Origin of the sequence: Tabrizicola oligotrophica (assembly GCF_011008935.1) — a bacterium.
Lineage (GTDB): Bacteria > Pseudomonadota > Alphaproteobacteria > Rhodobacterales > Rhodobacteraceae > Tabrizicola_A > Tabrizicola_A oligotrophica.
In genome coordinates this window covers 136,040-157,044 of record NZ_JAAIVJ010000001.1, presented here as the reverse complement: position 1 = coordinate 157,044, position 21,005 = coordinate 136,040, and the positions used below count along the sequence as shown (strand labels likewise).

The 21,005-nt window shown below is 66.3% G+C and carries 23 protein-coding genes; 14 read left to right on the top strand and 9 right to left on the bottom strand.

Going from position 1 to position 21,005, the window contains the following annotated elements:
• Nucleotides 1-59 precede the first annotated feature (59 nt).
• A complete protein-coding gene (locus G4Z14_RS00775; RefSeq protein ID WP_164622836.1) occupies nt 60-761 on the top strand; it encodes a hypothetical protein in 702 nt (233 codons plus the stop codon).
• On the opposite strand, the gene G4Z14_RS00770 is transcribed toward G4Z14_RS00775, so the two are convergent.
• Nucleotides 756-1,541 carry a heme-dependent oxidative N-demethylase family protein gene (locus tag G4Z14_RS00770; RefSeq protein WP_164622835.1) on the bottom strand — a complete coding sequence of 262 codons (786 nt, stop codon included), beginning with the start codon at nt 1,539-1,541 and terminating at the stop codon, nt 756-758. The genes G4Z14_RS00775 and G4Z14_RS00770 overlap by 6 nt on opposite strands.
• 119 nt (nt 1,542-1,660) lie before the next feature.
• Between G4Z14_RS00770 and dddP the strand changes: the two genes are divergently transcribed.
• The 5 genes from dddP (at nt 1,661) to G4Z14_RS00745 (ending at nt 6,693) form a co-directional block, all read left to right on the top strand.
• Nucleotides 1,661-2,998 carry a dimethylsulfonioproprionate lyase DddP gene (gene dddP, locus G4Z14_RS00765; RefSeq protein ID WP_164622833.1) on the top strand — a complete coding sequence of 446 codons (1,338 nt, stop codon included), beginning with the start codon at nt 1,661-1,663 and terminating at the stop codon, nt 2,996-2,998.
• 30 nt (nt 2,999-3,028) lie between these two features.
• Entirely contained in the window at nt 3,029-3,892 is an 864-nt protein-coding gene (locus tag G4Z14_RS00760) for an urea carboxylase-associated family protein (RefSeq protein ID WP_164622831.1), read from the top strand.
• An 81-nt stretch (nt 3,893-3,973) separates the two neighbouring features.
• Nucleotides 3,974-5,278: an adenylosuccinate lyase gene (purB, locus tag G4Z14_RS00755; protein ID WP_164622830.1), complete on the top strand. Its 1,305-nt coding sequence runs from the start codon at nt 3,974-3,976 to the stop codon at nt 5,276-5,278.
• 87 nt (nt 5,279-5,365) lie between these two features.
• Nucleotides 5,366-5,524 carry a hypothetical protein gene (locus tag G4Z14_RS00750; RefSeq protein WP_164622829.1) on the top strand — a complete coding sequence of 53 codons (159 nt, stop codon included), beginning with the start codon at nt 5,366-5,368 and terminating at the stop codon, nt 5,522-5,524.
• Nucleotides 5,525-5,607: 83 nt separating this feature from the next.
• Entirely contained in the window at nt 5,608-6,693 is a 1,086-nt protein-coding gene (locus G4Z14_RS00745) for a flagellar motor switch protein FliG (protein WP_227751451.1), read from the top strand.
• A gap of 191 nt (nt 6,694-6,884) precedes the next feature.
• Here the strand turns inward: G4Z14_RS00745 and speB are convergent, their stop codons facing one another.
• The 5 genes from speB to fabD form a co-directional block, all read right to left on the bottom strand.
• Nucleotides 6,885-7,841, bottom strand: a complete 957-nt coding sequence (gene speB / locus G4Z14_RS00740; protein ID WP_164622827.1) for an agmatinase — start codon at nt 7,839-7,841, stop codon at nt 6,885-6,887.
• Nucleotides 7,838-8,794, bottom strand: a complete 957-nt coding sequence (locus G4Z14_RS00735; RefSeq protein ID WP_164622825.1) for an arginase family protein — start codon at nt 8,792-8,794, stop codon at nt 7,838-7,840. Before G4Z14_RS00735 ends, speB begins: the two co-directional genes overlap by 4 nt.
• A 110-nt stretch (nt 8,795-8,904) precedes the next feature.
• Nucleotides 8,905-9,138, bottom strand: a complete 234-nt coding sequence (locus G4Z14_RS00730; protein ID WP_164622823.1) for an acyl carrier protein — start codon at nt 9,136-9,138, stop codon at nt 8,905-8,907.
• Between the two features lie 136 nt (nt 9,139-9,274).
• Nucleotides 9,275-10,012, bottom strand: a complete 738-nt coding sequence (gene fabG, locus G4Z14_RS00725) for a 3-oxoacyl-[acyl-carrier-protein] reductase (RefSeq protein WP_164622822.1) — start codon at nt 10,010-10,012, stop codon at nt 9,275-9,277.
• A 109-nt stretch (nt 10,013-10,121) separates the two neighbouring features.
• Nucleotides 10,122-11,054, bottom strand: a complete 933-nt coding sequence (fabD, locus tag G4Z14_RS00720; RefSeq protein WP_164622821.1) for an ACP S-malonyltransferase — start codon at nt 11,052-11,054, stop codon at nt 10,122-10,124.
• A gap of 153 nt (nt 11,055-11,207) precedes the next feature.
• Here fabD and G4Z14_RS00715 point away from each other — a divergent pair, with 153 nt between their 5' ends.
• The gene (locus tag G4Z14_RS00715) at nt 11,208-12,395 is read left to right on the top strand and encodes a cytochrome b/b6 domain-containing protein (protein WP_164622820.1); all 1,188 of its coding nucleotides are present in this window, start codon (nt 11,208-11,210) and stop codon (nt 12,393-12,395) included.
• A gap of 114 nt (nt 12,396-12,509) precedes the next feature.
• Here the strand turns inward: G4Z14_RS00715 and G4Z14_RS00710 are convergent, their stop codons facing one another.
• Nucleotides 12,510-13,103, bottom strand: coding sequence for a YceI family protein (locus tag G4Z14_RS00710; RefSeq protein WP_227751450.1), 594 nt, complete (start codon nt 13,101-13,103; stop codon nt 12,510-12,512).
• A 265-nt stretch (nt 13,104-13,368) separates the two neighbouring features.
• Here G4Z14_RS00710 and G4Z14_RS00705 point away from each other — a divergent pair, with 265 nt between their 5' ends.
• From G4Z14_RS00705 to G4Z14_RS00675, 7 genes are all read left to right on the top strand, one after another.
• On the top strand, nt 13,369-15,042 hold the full coding sequence (locus tag G4Z14_RS00705) for a phosphoethanolamine transferase (protein WP_164622819.1): 1,674 nt from the start codon (nt 13,369-13,371) through the stop codon (nt 15,040-15,042).
• Nucleotides 15,035-15,406 (top strand): diacylglycerol kinase, encoded by a 372-nt coding sequence (locus G4Z14_RS00700; protein ID WP_164622818.1) that lies wholly within the window; start codon nt 15,035-15,037, stop codon nt 15,404-15,406. The genes G4Z14_RS00705 and G4Z14_RS00700 overlap by 8 nt, the downstream gene beginning before the upstream one ends.
• Before the next feature lie 3 nt (nt 15,407-15,409).
• Nucleotides 15,410-15,829 (top strand): PACE efflux transporter, encoded by a 420-nt coding sequence (locus G4Z14_RS00695; RefSeq protein WP_164622817.1) that lies wholly within the window; start codon nt 15,410-15,412, stop codon nt 15,827-15,829.
• Between the two features lie 219 nt (nt 15,830-16,048).
• Nucleotides 16,049-16,498 (top strand): 30S ribosomal protein S6, encoded by a 450-nt coding sequence (rpsF, locus tag G4Z14_RS00690; RefSeq protein ID WP_164622816.1) that lies wholly within the window; start codon nt 16,049-16,051, stop codon nt 16,496-16,498.
• A 22-nt stretch (nt 16,499-16,520) separates the two neighbouring features.
• Nucleotides 16,521-16,748 carry a 30S ribosomal protein S18 gene (gene rpsR / locus G4Z14_RS00685; protein ID WP_103256213.1) on the top strand — a complete coding sequence of 76 codons (228 nt, stop codon included), beginning with the start codon at nt 16,521-16,523 and terminating at the stop codon, nt 16,746-16,748.
• Between the two features lie 11 nt (nt 16,749-16,759).
• Complete coding sequence (gene rplI / locus G4Z14_RS00680) at nt 16,760-17,329, top strand: 50S ribosomal protein L9 (protein ID WP_164622815.1); 570 nt, start codon at nt 16,760-16,762, stop codon at nt 17,327-17,329.
• Nucleotides 17,330-17,649: 320 nt separating this feature from the next.
• Complete coding sequence (locus G4Z14_RS00675; RefSeq protein ID WP_164622814.1) at nt 17,650-18,597, top strand: DMT family transporter; 948 nt, start codon at nt 17,650-17,652, stop codon at nt 18,595-18,597.
• Here the strand turns inward: G4Z14_RS00675 and G4Z14_RS00670 are convergent.
• A complete protein-coding gene (locus G4Z14_RS00670; RefSeq protein WP_164622813.1) occupies nt 18,594-19,343 on the bottom strand; it encodes a hypothetical protein in 750 nt (249 codons plus the stop codon). The genes G4Z14_RS00675 and G4Z14_RS00670 overlap by 4 nt on opposite strands.
• 324 nt (nt 19,344-19,667) lie before the next feature.
• Nucleotides 19,668-21,002 (bottom strand): trigger factor, encoded by a 1,335-nt coding sequence (gene tig, locus G4Z14_RS00665; RefSeq protein ID WP_164622812.1) that lies wholly within the window; start codon nt 21,000-21,002, stop codon nt 19,668-19,670.
• Between the last annotated feature and the right edge of the window lie 3 nt (nt 21,003-21,005).

Below are 21,005 nucleotides of genomic sequence, written 5' to 3'. Positions count from 1 at the left end.
CCGCCAACTTCGCTCGCCTTGTCGGTGATCTGGAAGAGGCGGTTTCACGCCTGAAGCCCATGCCGTGCAAACTGAGCTGGGATTGCGATGACGTCGCCACCTTTGACCTGCCCGGCATGCGCATTCTTCTGGCCTGGTCCGAACATCCCGGCGGCAATCTTGCCGGCGTGCTGACGGTTTCGGTCGGCCCGTCGCCGGAAATGCCGGCGCGCGGCAAGGTGCCCGATCCACAGGCGCTGTGCCGCAAGCTGGTCGCCCGGGTGCGCGAACGAATCACCACGACCGAGGTGTTGTGGCGGCAGATCGACTGCGCCATGGATGCGGGCTGGGTCGATCTTCTGGTCGAGGCGCTGCCGGGGCTGGAACACACCAACACCTTCCGCCATGCGCCCGCGCAGGATGCCGATCCGCCACCCCTGACAAGCAAGCGCAAGCAGCAGGCCGATGCGCGCACCAGCTCCGAGGTGGTCTCGCTGTTGCGCGAGGATTCCGACCTGGTCAAGCTGCGCATGGTCTTTGCCCATGAACAGCCGCGTGGCGACACGACCTACAGCGTTCCGATACGGCTGGCGGTGCATTCGATGAATGCCACGCTCATCATGGTCTGGACCCCGCTGGGCGTCGCGGCCATGGCCTATAGCGTGATGCGCGGCGAGGACATGCGCCGTTCGGCCCAGCTGATGGTGCTGACCGGCATGGCCAGTGCCGTGCTGAACAGCCCGACCGGCCAGCAGTTCCTGGCGATGCTGCCGTCGCTATGACTGGGCCGCCACCAGCCCGGAGCGGTCTTCCGGGCTGAGCGCTGCAAGCGGCACCACATAGGTATGGATCGAAAACAGCACTGCCCGCGTCTGGGGCAGGCGCACAAGGCATTGCCGTTCGGACCGCACATAAGACCCGCCGCGCCGGTCGGTGCGGGGGGCGTTTTCGCGTCTTGGCTGGTGCAGGGTCGGGTCGACATAGATCAGCGCATTGGCCCGCCACAGCGGCTGTTCGGGGCGAATCGCATCGAACAGCCGCTGCACCCGCCGGGCCACGTCGGCATCATAGCTTGCCACCGGCACATGGATGCCCAAGAGCGGCCGACCCAGCTTTTCGCCCAGCCACCAGCTTGCCGGAAAGCACAGCGCGGCGGCGGTCAGCACATGCTCATCGCCCTGCTTTTCCAGCAGGCAGAGGTCTTCCTGGACCAGCCGGCCAAGCGTTCGCATCGGCGGCTGCACCGGATCAAGCGGCACGATGACGCCATCCGGGCGCTGCACCTCGGTCTGGCCCACGCGATACCCGGCAGTCCGCGCCAGACGCGCCAGCACCATGGCGTAAAGCTCTTCCGCCGCGGGGCAGGCGCTGTCGAGCATGCCCAGCACCTGATCTGGCCTGGCCGCAATCAGCCGGTCGCGCTCGGCCATCTGCCCGGCAAAGGCATCGTCCATCCGCAGCCAGTCATCGGCCTCCAGTGGCAGGATGCCGGGAAGCCGCGCGGTCTTGGGGTCCATCCAACAGGCGAAAGGCAGGCGGGATTGCAGGATCGGTTGGGTCATGGCCCTGTCTAGCAAGCCCGCGCACCGGGGGTGAACCAGATTAGCGACGCCGGTTGTCGCAGATGGTGCAGCGCACCGCCATCGGCCCGCGCCACTGTGCGGGGCAAAGGGAGTGCCCCATGACCGACTATCACCGCGACCGCCGCAAGATCGACCCGACCCGCGCCGACCGGCTGGGCGACGGCAGCCCGAATGACAATGACCGGGTGGAGATCGGCCCGACGCAACTGGCTTTCCGCGAATGGCAGGCGGCGGGGCTGGCGCTGCCGAACCTTGAGCGGATGCGCGAGTATCGCTGGAATCGGCTCACGCAGGGGCTGGTGGACCGCGGCTATGGCGGGCTTCTGATGTTCGATCCCTTGAACATCCGCTACGCCACCGACACCACCAACATGCAGCTGTGGAACACCCACAACCCGTTCCGCGCCTGCCTCTTGTGCGCCGACGGCCATATGGTGATGTGGGAATACAAGAACTCGCCGTTTCTGGTGACGTTCAACCCGCTGGTCAAGGAACTGCGCTCGGGGGCGACGTTCTTTTACAACTCGACCGGCGACAAGGGTCGCGAGGCCGCCGCCGGCTTTGCCGCGCAAGTGGATGAGATCATGCGGGCGCATGCCGGCTCGAACCGTCGGCTGGCGGTCGACAAGATCATGGTCCACGGGCTCAGGGCGCTGGAGGCCATCGGCTTCACCGTCGAGGAAGGCGAGGAAGTCACCGAACGGGTGCGCGCCATCAAGGGGCCGGACGAGATCTTGGCGATGCGCTGCGCCCATCACGCCTGCGAGGCCGGGATTGCCGAGATGGAACAGGCGACGCGCGCCGGCGTGCCGAAGGGCGGCATGAGCGAGGATGATATCTGGTCGGAACTCCACAAGGCCAACATCAAGCGCGGCGGCGAGTGGATCGAGACCCGGCTTCTGGCCTCCGGCCCGCGCACGAACCCGTGGTTTCAGGAATGCGGGCCGCGCATCGTGCAGAACAATGAAATCGTCGCCTTCGACACCGACCTGATCGGCTGCTATGGCTTTTGCATAGACATCTCAAGAACATGGTGGATTGGCGACCAGCGGCCGACCAATGCCATGATCTCGGCTTTCCACCATGCGCGCGACCATATCGCCGACCATCAGGCGCGGCTGAAGCCGGGGGTCAGCATCCGCGAACTGGTGTTCGGCGGTCACCAGCTTGACGCGCAATACTGGGCGCAGAAATACTCCTGCAAGATGCACGGGGTCGGGCTGTGTGATGAATGGCCCTATGTGCATTACCCCGACGGCTGGATGGAAGGCGCCTTCGATGCCGTGCTGGAACCCGGCATGGTGCTTTGCGCCGAGGCGCTGGTCAGCCCGGAAGGCGGCGATTTCTCGATCAAGCTGGAAAACCAGATCCTGATCACCGAGACTGGTTGCGAGAACCTGACGCGCTATCCCTTCGACGCGCGACTGATGGGCTGACGCCCCGCCCCTTTTGCGCAAGGATCCCCGATGAAGCTGACCCGCCCCGACTACGCCGCCCCCGCCGATGCCGCCGGCCGCAAGGGCCTTGCCCCGGTGATCTGCTACCCGGTGGAAACCCTGCCCCGCCCCGACCTTGCGGCCTATCGCGCCGCGCGGGCGGGCTGGCAAAAGACTGGCGAGACGCTGGTGCCGCCGCGCGAGGGGCGCTGCTTCACAGTGCCGGCCGGGCATTTCTTCCGCATCCGCAGCATCGAGGGGCCACAGGTCGGCGATCTGAACCTGTGGAACGCGGCAAACCTGTCGGAACGCTTCTATTCCGGCAAGACCCGCGCGCTGCACGGCACGCATCTGTCGACCGGCGATCAGCTCTGGTCCTCGCACCCCTATCTGCGGCCGATGGCGACCATCACCGACGACACGCTTGACTGGTACGGGTTCGATGCCTTTGGCGGCTCGGTGCATGACGTGATCGGCACGCGCTGCGATCCCTATACCCACAACCTTCTGTCGCATGGCGGGCAGTATCACCATTGCTGCCATTCCAACCTGACCCGCGCCCTTGCCGATGCCCGCGCGCTGGCCCTGCCCGCGGCCGAAGCGCTGGTGCATGACGTGCTGAACGTGTTCATGTGTACCGGCTTCACCCGCGACACCGGGCAGTATTTCATGAAGGCCAGCCCGGTTCGCCCCGGCGACCATCTGGAATTCTTTGCCGAAATCGACCTGCTCGGCGGGCTGTCGGCCTGCCCCGGCGGCGATTGTTCGGCGGAACATTCCTCGGACACCGCCGCCTGCCATCCGCTGCTGGTCGAGGTCTTTGCCCCGCCCGCCCCGCCTGCCGGCTGGCAAAGCCCGGCTGAAAACGGATATGACCGCAGCCACGGGCGATAAGCGGCCCCTCAGGGTTGCGCGGCGGCGGCCTTGGCGATAAGGGCAGGCCAACCCCTGCCCTCCCGTGAAAGGCCGTTTCCGATGATCCCGCGCTATTCCCGCCCCGACATGGTTGCCATCTGGGACCCCCAGACCAAGTTCCGCATCTGGTACGAGATCGAGGCCCATGCCTGCGACGCGCAGGCCGCTCTGGGGGTCATTCCCAAGGCCAATGCCGAAGCGGTCTGGCGGGCAAAGGATGTCACCTTCGACGTCGCGCGCATCGACGAGATCGAGGCCGTCACCAAGCATGACGTTATCGCCTTCCTCACCCATCTGGCCGAACATGTCGGCAGCGACGACGCCCGTTTCGTGCATCAGGGCATGACTTCGTCGGACGTTCTCGACACCACGCTGAACATCCAGCTGGTGCGCGCCAGCGACCTGTTGCTCACGGGCATGGACCGGGTTCTGGCCGCGCTCAAGACCCGCGCCTTTGAACACAAGGACACCGTCCGCATCGGCCGCAGCCACGGCATCCATGCCGAGCCGACCACCATGGGCCTGACCTTCGCGCGCTTTTATGCCGAGATGGACCGCGGCCGGAAGCGTCTGGTCGCAGCACGCGAGGAAATCCGCACCGGCGCGATTTCCGGCGCCGTCGGCACCTTTGCCAACATCGACCCGGCCGTCGAGGACCATGTCTGCGCCGCGCTTGGCCTGATCCCCGAGCCGATTTCCACGCAGGTCATTCCGCGCGACCGCCATGCCATGTTCTTTGCGACCCTCGGCGTGATTGCCTCGTCGATCGAGAATATCGCCATCGAAATCCGCCACATGCAGCGCACCGAGGTGCTGGAGGCCGAGGAGTTCTTCTCGCCGGGGCAAAAGGGCTCGTCCGCCATGCCGCACAAGCGCAACCCGGTGCTGAGCGAAAACCTCACCGGGCTTGCCCGCCTCGTGCGGATGTCGGTTGTCCCGGCGCTGGAGAACGTGGCGCTTTGGCATGAACGCGACATCAGCCATTCCTCGGTCGAGCGCGCCATCGGCCCCGACACCACCATCACGCTGGATTTCGCGTTGCACCGGCTGGCCGGGCTGGTGGAAAAGCTGGTGGTCTACCCCGAGAACTGCCTGAAGAACATGAACAAGTTCAAGGGTCTGGTGATGAGCCAGCGCGTCCTGCTGGCGCTGACCCAGGCCGGCGTTTCGCGCGAGGACAGCTATCGGCTGGTGCAGCGCAATGCCATGAAGGTCTGGGAAAAGGGCGCCGATTTCAAGACCGAGCTCTTGGCCGACGCGGAAGTGACCGCCGCGCTCACGCCCGCCGAGATCGAGGAGAAATTCGACCTTGGCTATCACACCAAGCATGTCGACACGATCTTCAAGCGGGTGTTCGGCGCCTGACATTTCAGTCACCGGACCCGACCGCTTTCATGGTATCCTTCTCTGGCGGGCCGAACTTCGGCCCGCCCTTGAACCGGAGGGGAGACCATGACGAAATGGATTGTTGCTACCCTTGTGATTCTGACGCAAGGCGTGTTCGCCGCCGCGGCGCTGGCCGAATGCCGCGAAAAGAGGGACGTGTCCTGCGTCGAGGGCACGGTCTGGGACAGCCAGACCCATAACTGTGCGCCAAAGCCGGCGGCCTGAGCCAAGAACCCGACGCGCGCGGAAACCCGCCGTTAACCGGTCCGTGTCACCCTGCGGAGCATCAGGAATCGCAGGAGACGGGAATGGCAGGCGGTGCTTTGGCCATGGCGCGGACAGAGGGGCGTTTGGCCGGCCGGGCGGCGGCGACACCGCCGCCACCCACCCCGGTACGCCCGCTCACGCCGCGCGAAAAGGCCGCCGTCATCGTGCGCTTCCTGTTGTCGGAAGGCACCGCGCTCCCCTTGGCCAAGCTGCCCGAACACATGCAGGCGGCGCTGACCGAGCAGATCGGCCAGATGCGGCTGGTAGACCGCTCGACACTGGCGCAGGTCGTCGAGGATTTTCTGACTGAACTTGAGCAGGTCGGCATTGCCTTTCCTGCCGGGATCGAGGGCGCCCTGCAGGTAATGGACGGCCACATTTCGGCCAATGCCGCCAGCCGGTTGCGCCGCCTCGCCGGGGCCAGCGCCAAGGCCGATCCCTGGGACCGGCTGACCTCGCTGCCGGTCGAGCGGCTGGTGCCGGTGCTGGCCGAGGAAAGCATTGAGGTTGCCGCCGTCATGCTGTCAAAACTTCCGGTCGCCAAATCGGCAGAGCTTCTGGGCAAGCTGCCCGGCGACAAGGCCCGGCGCGTCGCCTATGCGGTGTCGCTGACCGGCAATGTCGATCCCGAAACCGTGCGGCGGATCGGCGCCTCGCTGGTGGCGCAGCTTGATGCCCAGCCGCCCCGCGCCTTCGACAGCGGCCCGGTGGAGCGGGTGGGCGCGATCCTGAACGTCTCGGGCGCGCAGACCCGTGACGAGGTGCTGGCCGGGCTTGAGGCGGAAGATGCCGGCTTTGCCGCCGAAGTCCGCAAGGCGATCTTCACCTTCGTCCACCTGCCCGCCCGCGTGCTGGCCCGCGACGTGCCAAAGATCATCCGGCTGGTCGATCAGCCGGTGCTGGTCACGGCGCTGACCGGATCGCAGGGCAATGCCGAGCAGGCGGCCGCGGCCGAATTTCTGCTCGTCAACATGTCGCAACGCATGGCCCAGGGCCTGCGCGAGGAAATGGCCAGCCGCGGCAAAGTCCGCGAAAAGGACGCCGAGGAGGCGATGGCGGCGGTGATCTCCGCCGTGCGCCAGCTGGAAGCGGCCGGCGAGCTGGCGCTGGTCCGCGACGAGGAGTGAGCCGCGGACAGGCGATTTCCGGGGCGGGAATCGGCCCCCGGAATTCGGCACGATTTCCACCCCGAATTCCATGCGGAATTCGCCACTGGTTCCCCCGATGAGGCCCGACGCCTTGGCGGGCGATTTCCGGGGCGGAAAGCGGCCCCCGGAATCTCCACCAAATTCCGGCCCGAATTCCGTGCCGGAATTCGCTACCGCCGCACCCCCTGCGGCACGCCCGGCAGTACGCAGAGCATCTCGTAAAGCAGGTTCGCCCCGATCAGCGCAGTATTGCCCGAAGGATCATAGGGCGGCGAGACCTCCACCAGATCGCCGCCGACAAGGTTCAGCCCCGCCGCGCCGCGCACGATCTCCAGCCCCTGCCAGATCGTCAGCCCGCCCGGCTCTACCGTGCCGGTGCCGGGCGCAAAGGCCGGGTCCAGACTGTCGATGTCATAGCTGAGGTAACAGGGCGCATCGCCGATCTGCGCGCGCACCTCGTCCATCAAGGGTTTCAGCGACTTGTGCCAGCAGTCTTCGGCCTGCACCACCGTCCAGCCGTTCTTGCGCCCCCAGTCGAAATCCTCGGGGCTATAGCCGGTGCCGCGCAGCCCGATCTGGAACACCTTGTCATTGATAAGACAGCCATCTTCCCAGGCCCGGCGGAACGGGCAGCCATGCGCCACCTTCTCACCGAACATCGTGTCGTTGATGTCGGCATGGGCATCGACATGGATCAGCGCGACCGGCCCGTGCTTCTTCTTCATCGCCCGCAGGATCGGCCAGGTCAGCGTGTGATCGCCGCCAAGGGTCAGCGGAATGGCGCCTTCGGCCAGCACGCCGTCATAGTAATCGGTAATGATATCAACGGTCTTCTTCAAATCGAAGGTGTTGATCGGCACGTCACCGATATCGGCCACCTGCAAGTGGTCGAACGGTGCCGCGCCGGTGGCCATGTTGTACGGGCGCAGCATCCGGCTCTCGTCGCGGATCTGCCGCGGTCCAAGCCGCGTGCCCGAGCGGTTCGAGGTGCCATGGTCCATCGGAATGCCGATGAAGGCCACGTCCAGCCCCTTTGCCCCGACCTGCGCCGGCAGCCGCATCATCGTCGCCGGCCCGCCGAAGCGCGCCATCTCATTGCCGCCCAGAGGTTGATTGAATCCGCTCATTTCCCCATCTCCTGCCGTGCCAGAATGCCGATGGTGCCGGCCAGAAGCTGCGCCGCCACCAGCGCGCCCTGCCCGTCGACATCGCGTTCGGGCATGAATTCCACCATGTCGAAGGCGACGATCCGCGCCTTCTTCGCCACTCCGGCGATCAGTTCGAACACCTGCCAATAGCTTAACCCCCCGGCGGTGCGGCCAATGACGGCGGGCATTACGGACGGGTCCAGCGCGTCGACATCCAGACAGATCACCACCTTTGCGCCCTCCGGGATCAGCGACAGGGCGCGGGCGATGCCGCTTTCCGCCACCTCGCGCGCCGGCACGAAGGTCACGCCCGCATCCAGCGCCGCCTGATGGTCCCCCGGTCGAGCCGAGCCGATGCCGCGGCTCCCGACCTGGATGATCTGCCGGACATGACCCATTTCCGAGGCCCGCCGCATGGTTGACGACAGGCCCCAACGCTCGCCCGCCACCTCGTCGCGCCAGTCGATATGGGCGTCGATCTGCAGGATGGTCAGCGGTCCATGGCCCGCGAGCGCCTCCAGCATCGGGATCGGCAGGGAATCATCGCCGCCGATCAGCACCGGCACCGCGCCCGCCGCCAGCACCTGCGCCACCGCCGCCCGCAGCCGGTCGCGGTTGCCGGGCGCGTCGGCCGCGTCCATCGCCAGATCGCCGGCGTCAAGCGCCTTGGCGCCATAGGGCAGCACCGGAGCGCCAAGATCGAAATTCATGTGGGCAAGGTTGGCCGCATAGGCCGCCGCCCCGGCCCGGATCGCCGCCGGCCCGCCGGCACAGTAAAAGCCGACCGTCGGATAGGGCGTGCAGCCGGGCGCGCCCAGAACCACCACCTGCGCCCCGTCCAGAGCGTCCAGCCGCGCCTCGGGCAGGCCCATGAAGCCCGCCACCTCGCCCGCCCCGAACATCGCGCCCAACGCGCCACCCTTGCCCGCCATCTCCGCCCTCCGGTTTTGCCCGATCATGGCTGAGGGGCCGGCAACCGCAAGGCCTGAAAACGAAAAAGGCACCCCGCAGGGTGCCCGTTCCGTTAACCTGTCCTGAACGATCAGGCGGCCGAGGAGATGAACTTCACCGCATCGCCAAAGGTCTGGATGGTTTCAGCGGCGTCATCCGGGATCTCGATGCCGAATTCTTCTTCGAAGGCCATGACCAGCTCGACGTTGTCGAGGCTGTCAGCGCCCAGATCGTCGATGAACGAGGCGTTCTCGGTCACCTTCTCGGCGTCAACGCCAAGATGTTCCACCACGATCTTCTTCACGCGATCGGCGATGTCGCTCATGTCACTTCCTCTTTCACGGTTCGCGGGGTTGTTCCCGGCTGTCAAAAAATCCCGCCGGGTCTCCGCCGGGTGGTCCCGCGCGCCTATAGCAAGGGCCAAGCCGCGTGGCAATGGTTTTGCTGTGGGCGCTTCGATGTTAAAGCATATCCCCGCCGCCGTTGATGTCCAACGTCGCGCCAGTGACATAGGCCGCCTCGACCGAGGCAAGGAACAGCACCCCGGCCGCAATCTCCTCGGGCTTGCCGATGCGCCCGGCCGGAACGCCGGCCAGGATCTTGCCGCGCTGCTCGTCATTGAGCTTGGCCGTCATCGCGGTCTCCACCAGCCCCGGCGCCACGCAATTGACCGTGATCCCCCGGCTCGCCACTTCCTGCGCCAGCGAGCGGCTCATGCCGGCAACGCCCGCCTTGGCGGCCGAATAGTTCACCTGACCGGGGTTGCCGGCCTGCGCCACCACCGAGGTCACGTTGATGATCCGGCCCCAGCGCGCCTTCATCATGCCGCGGATCGCCGCCCGGCACAGCCGGAAGGTCGAGTTCAGGTTGACCTCGATCACCGACAGCCAGTCGTCGTCCGACATCCGCATCGCCAGCGCATCGCGGGTGATCCCGGCATTGTTGACCAGAATGTCGACCGAGCCCATCGCCTCGGCCGCCTGTTTCACCAACTCCTCGACCGCCGCCGCATTGCCGAGATCGCAAGGCAGCACATGCGCCCGGTCGCCCAGTTCCGCCGCCAGCGCCTGCAACGGCTCGACCCGCGTGCCCGACAGGCCCACGGTCGCCCCCGCACCATGCAGCGCCTTGGCCACTGCCGCGCCGATCCCGCCCGAAGCTCCGGTCACCAGCGCATTCTTTCCGGTCAAGTCAAACATGAAAAACTCCCGATCCATCCGAAGCCCGCAGGCCCCTTTCATCTGTTCCCAAATATCCTCGGGGGGTCCGGGGGGCGAAGCGCCCCCGGGGTCAGCCCCAGTCGAACCCTCAGCCTTTCGCCGCCGCGACATCCTCGGGCGTGCCGATGGCCCGTGTCGTCACTTCGCCGGTGGCAATCCGCTTCACCATCCCCGACAGCGCCTTGCCGGCGCCGATTTCCCAGAATTCGGTGACGCCCGCGCCTTCCATCCACATCACGCTCTCGCGCCAGCGCACCGAGCCGGTCACCTGCGCCACCAGAAGCGCGCGGATGCGGTCGGGTTCGGTCACGGCCTCGGCGCGGACATTGACCACCACCGGCACTTTCGGGGCATGGATGGCCACGGCCGCCAGCGCCTCGGACATCACGGCAGCGGCGGGCTGCATCAGGGCGCAATGGAACGGGGCAGAGACCGGCAGCAGCATCGCCCGCTTGGCGCCGCGTGCCTTGGCGATCTCCACGGCGCGTTCCACGGCGGCCTTGTGGCCCGAGACCACCACCTGTGCGGGGTCATTGTCATTGGCGGCCTGACAGACCTCGCCCTGTGCGGCCTCGGCGGCCACCTCCATCGCGGCCTCGAACCCCATGCCCAGAAGTGCTGCCATGGCGCCGACGCCGACCGGCACCGCCTCCTGCATCGCCCGGCCTCGGGTGCGGAGCAGCCGCGCGGTGTCGGAAAGATCCAGCGCCCCCGCCGCACAAAGCGCGGAATATTCGCCCAGCGAATGCCCGGCGACAAAGGCCGCATGCTCCAGCCCCAGCCCTTCGGTCTCAAGCGCCCGCAGCGCGGCGATCGAGGTCGCCATCAGCGCCGGCTGGGCGTTCTGCGTCAGGGTCAGCTCGGCAATCTCGCCATTCCAGATCAGCGCCGACAGCTTTTCGTCCAGCGCGTCGTCCACCTCGTCGAACACCGCCTTCGCCGCCGGATAGGCCTCGGCCAAGGCCCGGCCCATGCCGATGGTCTGGGCACCCTGCCCCGGAAAAACGAATGCGCGGCTCATGGCGGCCCTCCCTAGGTCTTTCCTCCGATTAACGCGGCCGGCGGCGCTGCGCAATCATTGAGGGGGGCTTTGCACAGCCGATGTGCGGCCCGGGGCGCTGTCTTGCCGCCCCAGACCTGTTAGGCTGGCCTGCCGCACAACCGGAGCCTGTGAATGCCTGCCCAGAATACCCCGACCAGTTTCGGACTTGTTACCCGCACCTTCCATTGGCTGACCGCCCTTCTGATCCTGACCGCGATTCCCCTTGGCCTGATTGCGAACGGGATCGAACCCTCGCCCGAAACCATCGCCCGCAAGGCGCAGCTTTTCTCGCTGCACAAGACCCTGGGGATTGCGGCGTTTCTGCTTGGGCTGTCGCGCATCCTCTGGGCGCTTGGCCAGCATCGCCCGGTGCCGCTGCACCCCCACCGCCGCGTCGAGTTGACGCTGGCCGAGCTGGTGCACTGGCTGCTCTATCTGTCGCTGGTCATGGTGCCGCTGACCGGCTGGGTGCATCACGCCGCCGTTGACGGTTTTGCGCCGATCCTCTGGCCCCTTGGTCAGGGCCTGCCCTTCGTGCCGAAATCCGAAGCCGTCGCGGGGCTGGCCGCCGGGGCGCATTGGGTGTTCAGCAAGCTTCTGATCGCCTCGGTCGCGCTGCATATCGCCGGGGCGCTGAAGCATCATCTCTTCGACCGCGACGCGACGCTGGCCCGCATGGCCTTTGGCACCGCCGCGCCGGAGGCCCCCTTGCCGCAGGGCAAGCGGCTGGCGCCGTTGCTGCTGGCGCTGGGGCTTTACGGTGCGGGAACGGCGCTGGCGCTCAGCATGGCGCCCGGTCCCCAGCCCGCCAGCGCCGCGCCGCTGACTGCGGCGACGGGCGGCAACTGGCAGGTGCAATCCGGCACGCTCGACTTCACGGTGGCGCAGATGGGCGCCCCGGTGACGGGCAACTTTGCCGGCTGGTCGGCCGAGATCAGCTATGACGAGACGGTGACGGACGGCATCGCCGGCAAGGTGGTGGTCACGGTCGATCTTGCCAGCCTCGCGCTCGGCTCGGTCACCGATCAGGCCAAGGGGCCGGAGTTCTTCGACATCGCCGCCCACCCGGCCGCCACCTTCACCGCCGATCTGAAGGCCGGACCGCAGGGGCTGGTGGCCGAGGGGACGCTTGATCTGCACGGGGCAAGCGTGCCCGTCACCCTGCCTTTCACGCTGGAGATTGCCGGCGACAGCGCGACGATGACCGGCACCGCCAGCCTCGACCGCCGCGACTTCGGCATCGGCGCGGGCTATGGCGACGAGGAAACCGTGGGCTTTGCCGTCGAGGTCAAGGTCGCGCTGGCGGCAACGCGCCTGTGACACCCCGCCTGTGACACCGGGCCGGGTGCGATGAGCGGCCGCAGGCCGACGAAGAGCGCATGAAAAAGGCCGCGAGGGGCACCCCTCGCGGCCTTTTCCTTTCGGGCTAAAGGCTTACTCGGCCGCCTTCTGCGCCTCGACCGAGATCTGCACCTGCACCTCGTCGGCGACATAGGGCGCGAACAGGCCAAGGTTGTAGTCCGAGCGGATCAGCGTGGTGGTCGCCGAAAAACCCGCCCAGGGGGTCTTGGCCATCGGATGCTCGCCCGCCTGATTCAGCACCGCATCCAGCACCACCGATTTGGTCACGCCGTTCAGCGTCAGGTCGCCGGTGATCTTGGCGGTCTTTTCGCCGGTCACTTCGATGCCGGTCGAAGTGAAAGTCACCATCTCGTCCTCGGTGGCGTCGAAGAAGTCCTTGGTCATCAGGTGGTCAAAGCGCTCCTGCCAGCCGGTCAGCATGGTCTTGACCGGGAAGGACACCGTCACCGACGAGGCAGCCGGGTCGGCCTGATCGAACAGGATCTCGCCGTTGAAGCCCGAGAACATGCCGTAAGAGGTCGAGAAGCCCAGATGGTTGTAGTTGAACACGATCTGGCTGTGGCTGGGGTCGAGCGTGTATTTCTCGGCTTCGGCAAAAGCCGGAGCGGCAAGCAGCGCGGCAGCCAGCGCGACGGGGGCCAGCGCAAAGGGGGCGAAACGGGTCATGGAAACTCCTGCAAGGCATCGCCGGACCATCCCGGCTTGGCGCCGTCATGGACTGCCCGGACCGCGTGGCTCAATTCGCAGCCGCCAAACAACCTTTGCGCGCCTGCGCACAATCACAAGGGCGTGGGCCGGGGTCCGGCGCGAAATTGCCTAAGCAGAGATGGCGTAAATCCGGCCTAAGCACCTGCTTACGACCCTAAGGATTGCGCCCACGCGAGGCGGGGCGCAGGTCTTGGGCTTCTCCAACAACTTCCGGCCCCCGCCCATGACCCTGCCCGACGCCGACCTTGCCGGTCGGCCCCGAAGCCGCCTTGCCCGGATCGTACCCGCTGGCCGCCCGGCGCTGTCGCCGCTGACGCTGAACCTTCTGGTGGCGGCCTTCCTCGCGGCCAGCGCCAATTTCACCTATTACACCCGGGTCGCCGACTATCTCGCGGGCCGGCCGCTGCTGATCGGCGTGGCGGGCGTACTGGCCTATGGGGCCATCCTGTTCTGCATCTCGGTCTTTGCCCTGCCCGGCCTTGTGCGCCCGGTGCTGGCCGTTGCGCTGGTGCTGGGCGCGGTCGCCTCGCATTTCCAGGAACGGCTGGGCGTGGTGATCGACCGCGACATGCTGCAGAACGCGCTGAACACCACCGGCAATGAATCGCGGCACCTGATGACCGCCGATTTCCTGCTGCACCTGACCGGGTTCGGGCTGATTCCGGCGGCGCTGGTCTTGTGGACGCGGGCCAAGCCGATGCGCTGGTGGGTCCGCGCGCTGCATTACCCGCTGGCGATCGGTCTGGCGCTGGCGCTGTTCTTCGGCGCGATGATGGCCGATTACCGCAGTTTTTCCTCGATGTTCCGCGAACGGCGCGAAATCGCCTCGGCGGTGATCCCGGTCACGCCGATCGTGGCCGGGGTGCGGTTTGCCAAGCAAAAGCTGGTGACCGCCAACCTCGTGGCCGCGCCAATCGGGCTGGACGCGCACAAAGGCCCGCGCATCCTTGCCGCCGGCAAGCCGACACTGACGCTGATCGTGGTCGGAGAAACCTCACGCGCAGCGAACTGGAGCCTTGGCAGCTATGACCGGCCGACGAATCCCGAACTGGCGCGCCGCGACATCGTCTATCTCGACAAGGTGACAAGCTGCGGCACCTCGACTGCAGTGTCGATGCCCTGCATGTTTGCCCATTACGGCATGGAGCAGCATTCCGAAACTGCCGCAAGATCGCATCAGAACCTGTTGGACCTGCTGAAACAAACCGATTTTGATGTGCAATGGTTCGACAACAATACCGGAAGCCTTGGCATCGCCGCCCGCCTGCCCGAAACCCGGTTCAAACCCGCGGACGAGCCGAATGCCTGCGCCTTGGGCGAATGCACCGACATGGTGTTCCTGCCGACGCTCGACAGGCTCTTGGCCGGCATCACCCGCGATACGGTGATCGTCTACCACCAGATCGGCAGCCATGGCCCGGCCTATTACCTGCGCTATCCCGAAAGCTTCCGTCCCTTCCCCGACGACTGCCGCAGCGGCGATTTCGGCGCCTGCAGCCCCGAGCAGATCACCAACGCCTATGACAACACCATCGCCTATACCGACCTCTTCCTGGCGACGCTGATCGACCGGATGGGGGCGCAGGACCGGGTGGCGGCCTCGATGCTCTATGTCTCCGACCATGGCGAAAGCCTGGGCGAGAACGGGCTTTACCTGCACGCCGCGCCCTATTTCATGGCGCCCGAGGTGCAGACGCAGGTGCCGATGGTGCTCTGGACCTCGCCGGCCTATCGCCGCGCGATGGGGCTGGATCAGGACTGCATGAAACGCAAGGCCGCCGGTCTGGCGGGCAAGGCCAGCCATGACGAGGTTTTCCATACACTTCTGGGCCTTGCGGATGTCACGACCAGCCTGCACAATGCGGACCTTGATCTGACGACAGGGTGCCATGGCTGAACCGGCAAAACCGGCCCGCAAGACCGGGCTGGCGCATTTCTTCGCCGCCGCGGGCTATTCCGCGGCCGGCATCCGCCGGCTCTGGCGCGAATCCGCCTTCCGGCAGGAGATGCTGGGCCTCGTCGCGGTGCCGGTCCTGCTCTGGGCGCTGGAGGCGACGCTGCTGCATTATCTGGTCTTTGCCGGGCTGGCGCTGCTGGTCGTCGCGCTCGAGGCGCTGAACACCGCGCTGGAATGCCTTGTCGACCATCTGACGACCGACTGGGCCGAGTTTGCCCGCGACGCCAAGGATCTCGGCTCGCTGGCGGTCCTGTGCGGGCTGTTGTGCCACGGGCTCCTCATCGCCCATGCGGCCTTGGCCTGAGCCATGTCCCCGGCCCTACGCAAGATTCTTTATGCGGTCAGTTTCGAAACCCTTGGCGTGGCGGTGGCCTCGGCCGGGCTGATGGCGATGTCGGAGGCGAGCGCCGCGCAATCGGTCAGCCTGTCGATCCTTGCCGCCAGTGTCGCGCTGGGCTGGAGTTTCGTCTTCAACAGCCTCTTCGAGCGCTGGGAGGCCCGGCAATCCCGCCGCGGCCGCTCGCTTGGCCGCCGCTCGGCCCATGCGCTGCTGTTCGAGGGCGGGCTCGTCGTCATCCTCGCCCCGGTCACGGCCTGGTGGCTGGGGGGCGGGCTCTGGAAGGCGCTGGCCTATGAGGCCGGGCTGATCGCGCTGTTCGTCGTTTACACCTATCTTTTCACCTGGGCCTTCGACCACGCCTTCGGCCTGCCCGCCTCGGCCCGCTGAGGCGGGCAGGCCCGGATGCCGGGCCGGAGTGCCGGCGACAGGCCGCGATGGATATTTGGGCCAGTATGAAAGGCAAGTTGCGGTTGCATCTGCGGGCGGGTTCTGTATAAGGCCCCATCTTTCCGCAATATCCACCGAACCGGCGCAGCCTCTCGTGGACGGGCGGCGGAAAGAGATGCCCGGCCTATGAAGTGCGCCTGAGACCGAACTGGAGTGCACATGCCGCTTTATGAGCATGTTTTCATCTCGCGTCAGGACCTGTCCAACGCGCAAGCTGAAGGCCTTGTGGAACACTTCTCGACCGTTCTCGCAGACAACGGCGGCAAAGTCGTCGAAAGCGAGTACTGGGGCGTGAAGACCATGGCCTACAAGATCAACAAGAACCGCAAGGGCCACTATGCCCTGCTCAAGTCCGACGCTCCGGCCTCGGCGGTGCAGGAAATGGAACGCCTGATGCGCCTGCATGACGACGTGATGCGCGTCCTGACCATCAAGGTCGACGTCCATGGCGATGGCCCGTCGGTGCAGATGCAGAAGCGTGACGACCGCGAGCGTGGCGACCGTGAAGGTGGCTTCGGCGGCGGTGAACGTCGTGAGCGTCCGTCCTTCGGCGGCGACCGTGGCGAGCGTGGCGACCGCGGTGGTGACCGCGGCGGCTTTCGTCGCTGATCTGAGAAAAGGACCATAACCCATGGCGAACAAACCGTTTTTCCGCCGCCGGAAAGTGTGCCCCTTCTCGGGCGACAATGCTCCGGCGATCGACTACAAGGACACCCGTCTGCTGCAGCGCTACATTTCCGAGCGCGGCAAGATCGTTCCGTCCCGCATCACCGCAGTCTCGGCCAAGAAGCAGCGTGAACTGGCGCAAGCCATCAAGCGCGCCCGCTTCCTCGCCCTGCTGCCCTATGCCGTGAAATAAGGAGACCTGCCATGCAAGTGATCCTTCTTCAGCGTGTGGCCAAGCTGGGCCAGATGGGCGACGTGGTGAACGTCAAGGACGGCTTCGGCCGCAACTACCTTTTGCCGCAGGGCAAGGCGCTGCGGGCCTCGGAAGCCAACATCAAGTCGTTTGAGGCCAAGAAAGCCCAGCTTGAGGCCACCAACCTCGAGACCCGGAAAGAAGCCGAAGCCGTTGGCGCCAAGCTGGACGGTCAGAGCTTTGTCGTGATTCGCTCGGCCTCGGACGCCGGCGCGCTTTACGGCTCGGTCACCGCACGCGACGCCGCCGATGCGGCCACCGATGGCGGATTCACCGTCGGCCGCGGTCAGGTCGTGCTGGACCGTCCGATCAAGGACCTCGGCCTGCACGCCGTCACCGTGACGCTGCACCCCGAAGTCGTGGTGAAGATCCAGCTGAACGTGGCCCGTTCGGTCGAAGAAGCCGCAATCCAGGCTTCGGGCAAGTCGATCCAGGACCTGGCTGCCGAAGCCGAAGCGGCCGCCGATTTCGAGATCGCCGAGCTGTTCGACGAAATGGGCGCTGCGGCCAGCGAAGAATAATCCTTTCGCAAGAAAGGTTGGCAAACCGCGCCCCGGGCAACCGGGGCGCGGTTTTGTTTTTGGCGGGGCCATGGCCGACATTGCGCTGCAATCTGGTGTTTTGTGGAGCAAAATCTTGTGCCGTACAAAATTGCACAGAGTAGAGCACGCCATGCCCCCTTCCCGCTCTCCCCGCGCGCATTGGAACGCCGCATCGGGTGCTTCGCAACGGCCGGCCTGAAACGCCTGCCCGAGACGGCGCACACCCTTGCCGGGCTTTGACACTTTCTGTCGCGGATAGCCTAGCCTGACCTTGCCGAACGGCTAGCTTGGCCGGCATCATGACCCAGAATTCCGCCCTGAAGGGCATCCTCGCCCTTGTTGCCGGCATCGCCATTTTCTCGGTGCAGGACCTGATTCTGAAGCTGATCTCCGGGGATTATCCCCTGCATCAGGCGATGCTGATCCGTAGCCTGACCGCCATTCCCTGCCTGCTGGCCATCACATGGGCCTTCGACGGCACGCTGCGCACGCTCGTCAGCCCGACCTGGCCGGCGATGCTGCTGCGGGGCCTGCTGAACTTCCTTGCCTATACGCTTTACTATCTGGCGCTGGCGGCGCTGCCGATGGCGACCACTGTGGCGCTTTACTTCACCGCGCCGCTGATGATCGTGGTCATGTCGGTCTTCCTCCTCAGCGAGCGGGTCTCGGCCGCGCGCTGGCTGGCAGTCGCGGCGGGGTTTGCCGGCGTGCTCCTGATGGTGCGGCCGGGGGGCGAGTTGTTCGACTGGGCGGCACTGCTGCCGGTGCTGTGCGGTGTTGCCTATGCCGGCTCGATGATCCTTGCCCGCGTCATGGGCACCAGAGACAGCGCCGCCGCCATGGCCTTCTGGGGCAACCTGGCGTTTCTCGCCTGCGCCGCCGCGCTGGCGCTGGTCTATGGTCGGGGCGGCAATGCCGAGGGGGTGCATCCCTCGCTGGCCTTCTTGACCCGCGGCTGGGTCTGGCCTTCGACCTGGGATCTGTTCCTGATGGCCTCTTGCGGGGTCATCGCCGCTGTCGGGCTGACGCTCTTGACGCAGGCCTATCGCATCGCGCAAGCCTCAATCGTGGCGCCCTTCGAATTCAGCTTCGCCTTCTGGGGCATCCTCTGGGGCTGGCTCATCTGGGGCGATCTGCCCGATGCGCTGGGGTGGCTGGGCATTGCCACCATCGTCGCGGCGGGAGTTTACGTGCTGCGCTCCGAGGGGGTGTCCGACAGCCCCTCGGACGCGGTCAAGCAAGCCTAGCCCAGATCGCCAAAGGCGCCGCGCAGTGCCGCGACATGGGCGGCAAGCGCCGGGCGCTTGGCCCAATCGGCAAGCAAGTCCGCCCAGCGAAGCGGCACGAACACCACCTGATCGCCCTTCACCAGTCCCGCGAACTGCGCAAGCTCGTGGCGGTGCAGCCGCACCCGCTCCGGGTCCACCGGCTTGCCGGATTTGGCCCAGACCTTGGGCTCGGCGTAAAGATAGGCCAGCACCGCCCCCTTGGCCTGCTTTTCCGCCTGCGTGCGCAGCGCGAGGGCATCCTTGACCAGCTGCACCGCATCAAGCGCCTGAAACGCCACCCGCCCGGCAACCAGATCGGCCATCAGCCGGGTGTAGCGGCCCATCTGCGCGCCCCAGACCGGGCGGTCGTAGACCTCGGCAAAGCCGGTGGCCTTGGCCGGGCGGAACGGTTCATAGCGCCGCGCCTCCACCCCCACCAGTGTCGTCGCCGTGGCCAGGCCGACATCCAGCCAGGGATTGCGCCCGCCAGACCACGGGAACCGCATCTCGGCCTCCAGCTCCACCGACAGGACCGGCCCCATCGGCACACCCGGCAAGGGCGGCAGGTCGGCCGGGCGGGTCAGGAAGGCGCCAAAGCCATTGGCCACCAGCGCGGCCGAGGATTCGGGGCTGTCGAACTTGCCGGTGCGCAATTCATTGCCGGGGCTGCGCGAGAGCGCGGCAAGGATGCGGTCGGCGGGAAGGTGGGGAAGGATGTTGGTCATGGCGCTTCCCTATCAGAGGCAGGCGGATTGGGCGAGAGGCCGCGGAGGTTTGGCCAAGGCCATCGCCTTGGCCATGCGGCGCAGGGTCAGGTTGACCGCCGGGGCCCAAAGCCCCGGCCAGCGCCCGCCCCGCCCTCGGCGGGCGCTTCTCGCCCGCCAGGTCGGGCGCTGGCCTTAGGTCGTGAAGGCGGACCCGTCTCTTGCGGACCCGTGATCGCAGCCGGGCGGGGAAAGGCGATGCCTTTCCCCGCCCGGACCTGAGGACGCAAAACCAAAGGGCCGCAGCTTGCGCCACGGCCCCCGGGAATTGCCTTTGGCGGTGGATTACATCTCGTCCAGCGCTTCGACCAGCTTCTGCAGCTCGTCTTTCGAGACGTCCTTGTCGGTGACTTTCGCCCCGGCCACGATGTGATCGACAACCTTGTCCTCGAACACCGGCGCGCGCAGCTGCTGCTGCATCTGGGCGTTCTTCTGCACGAATTCGAAGAAGGCGCGCTCCTGGCCCGGATACTGACGGGCGGCGGAGAGAACCGCCTGGGTCATCTCGGCGTCGGTGACGGTGACTTCGGCCTTGCGGCCAACCTCGGCCAGCACCAGACCCAGGCGCACGCGGCGCTCGGCCAGCTTCTTGTGCTCGTCGGTCGGCTCCATGGCGCCGTGGTTGTGGTCATGCACGTCGGGGTTTTCCTCGTGCCAGAGCTGGTGGGCGATCTGCGCCGCCTCGGCGTCAACCAGAGCCGACGGCAGGTCGAACTTCACCTGCGCGTCAAGCTGGTCGAGCAGCGCGCGCTTCAGCACGGCCCGGGCGGCGCCCTTGTATTCGGCTTCCAGACGCTCGGCGATCTGGCCCTTCAGGGCCGCCAGATCCTCGGCACCGAACTTCTTGGCCAGCTCGTCGTCGATCTCGGCTTCCTTCGGTTCGCGCACTTCCTTGACGGTGCACTCGAACACCGCGGCCTTGCCGGCCAGATGGGCAGCGCCGTAGTTTTCCGGGAAGGAGACCTCGACCTTGACCTCGTCGCCGGTCTTGGCGCCGATCAGCTGGTCTTCAAAGCCCGGGATGAAGGAGTTGGAGCCGAGAACCAGCGGGTAATCCTCGCCGGCGCCGCCTTCGAAATATTCGCCGTCAACCGAACCCTTGAAGTCGATCACGACCTGATCGCCCTTCTTGGCCTTCTGGGCCTTCTTCTTGGCCTCAAAGCTTTGCGACGAGGAGGCGAGGTTCTTCAGCGCCTCGTCGATCGCCGCGTCGTCGGCCTTCACCGACAGCCGGTCGAGCGTGATCTTGGCCGCGTCCACTTCCGGAATTGGCGGCAGGCATTCGTAGGTCATCTCGACCACGACATCCTGACCTTCTTTCCAGGTCTCGCCGTCAACCATCTTGACTTCGGGCTGCAGCGCCGGACGGTCGCCGGTCTGGTCGAAATGCGCTTTCATCGCGCCGTCGATGGCGTCCTGCATGGCATCGCCCAGAATGCGCTGGCCGAACTGCTTTTTCAGGATCGCCAGCGGCACCTTGCCCTTGCGGAAGCCCTTGATCTCGACCTCGGGCTGCGCCTCGATCAGTTTCTTCTGCACTTCGGCGTCAAGCTCCGCCGCCGACACCGTGATGGTGTAGCCGCGCTTGAGGCCGTCTTTCAGGGTCTCGGTGACCTGCATGTC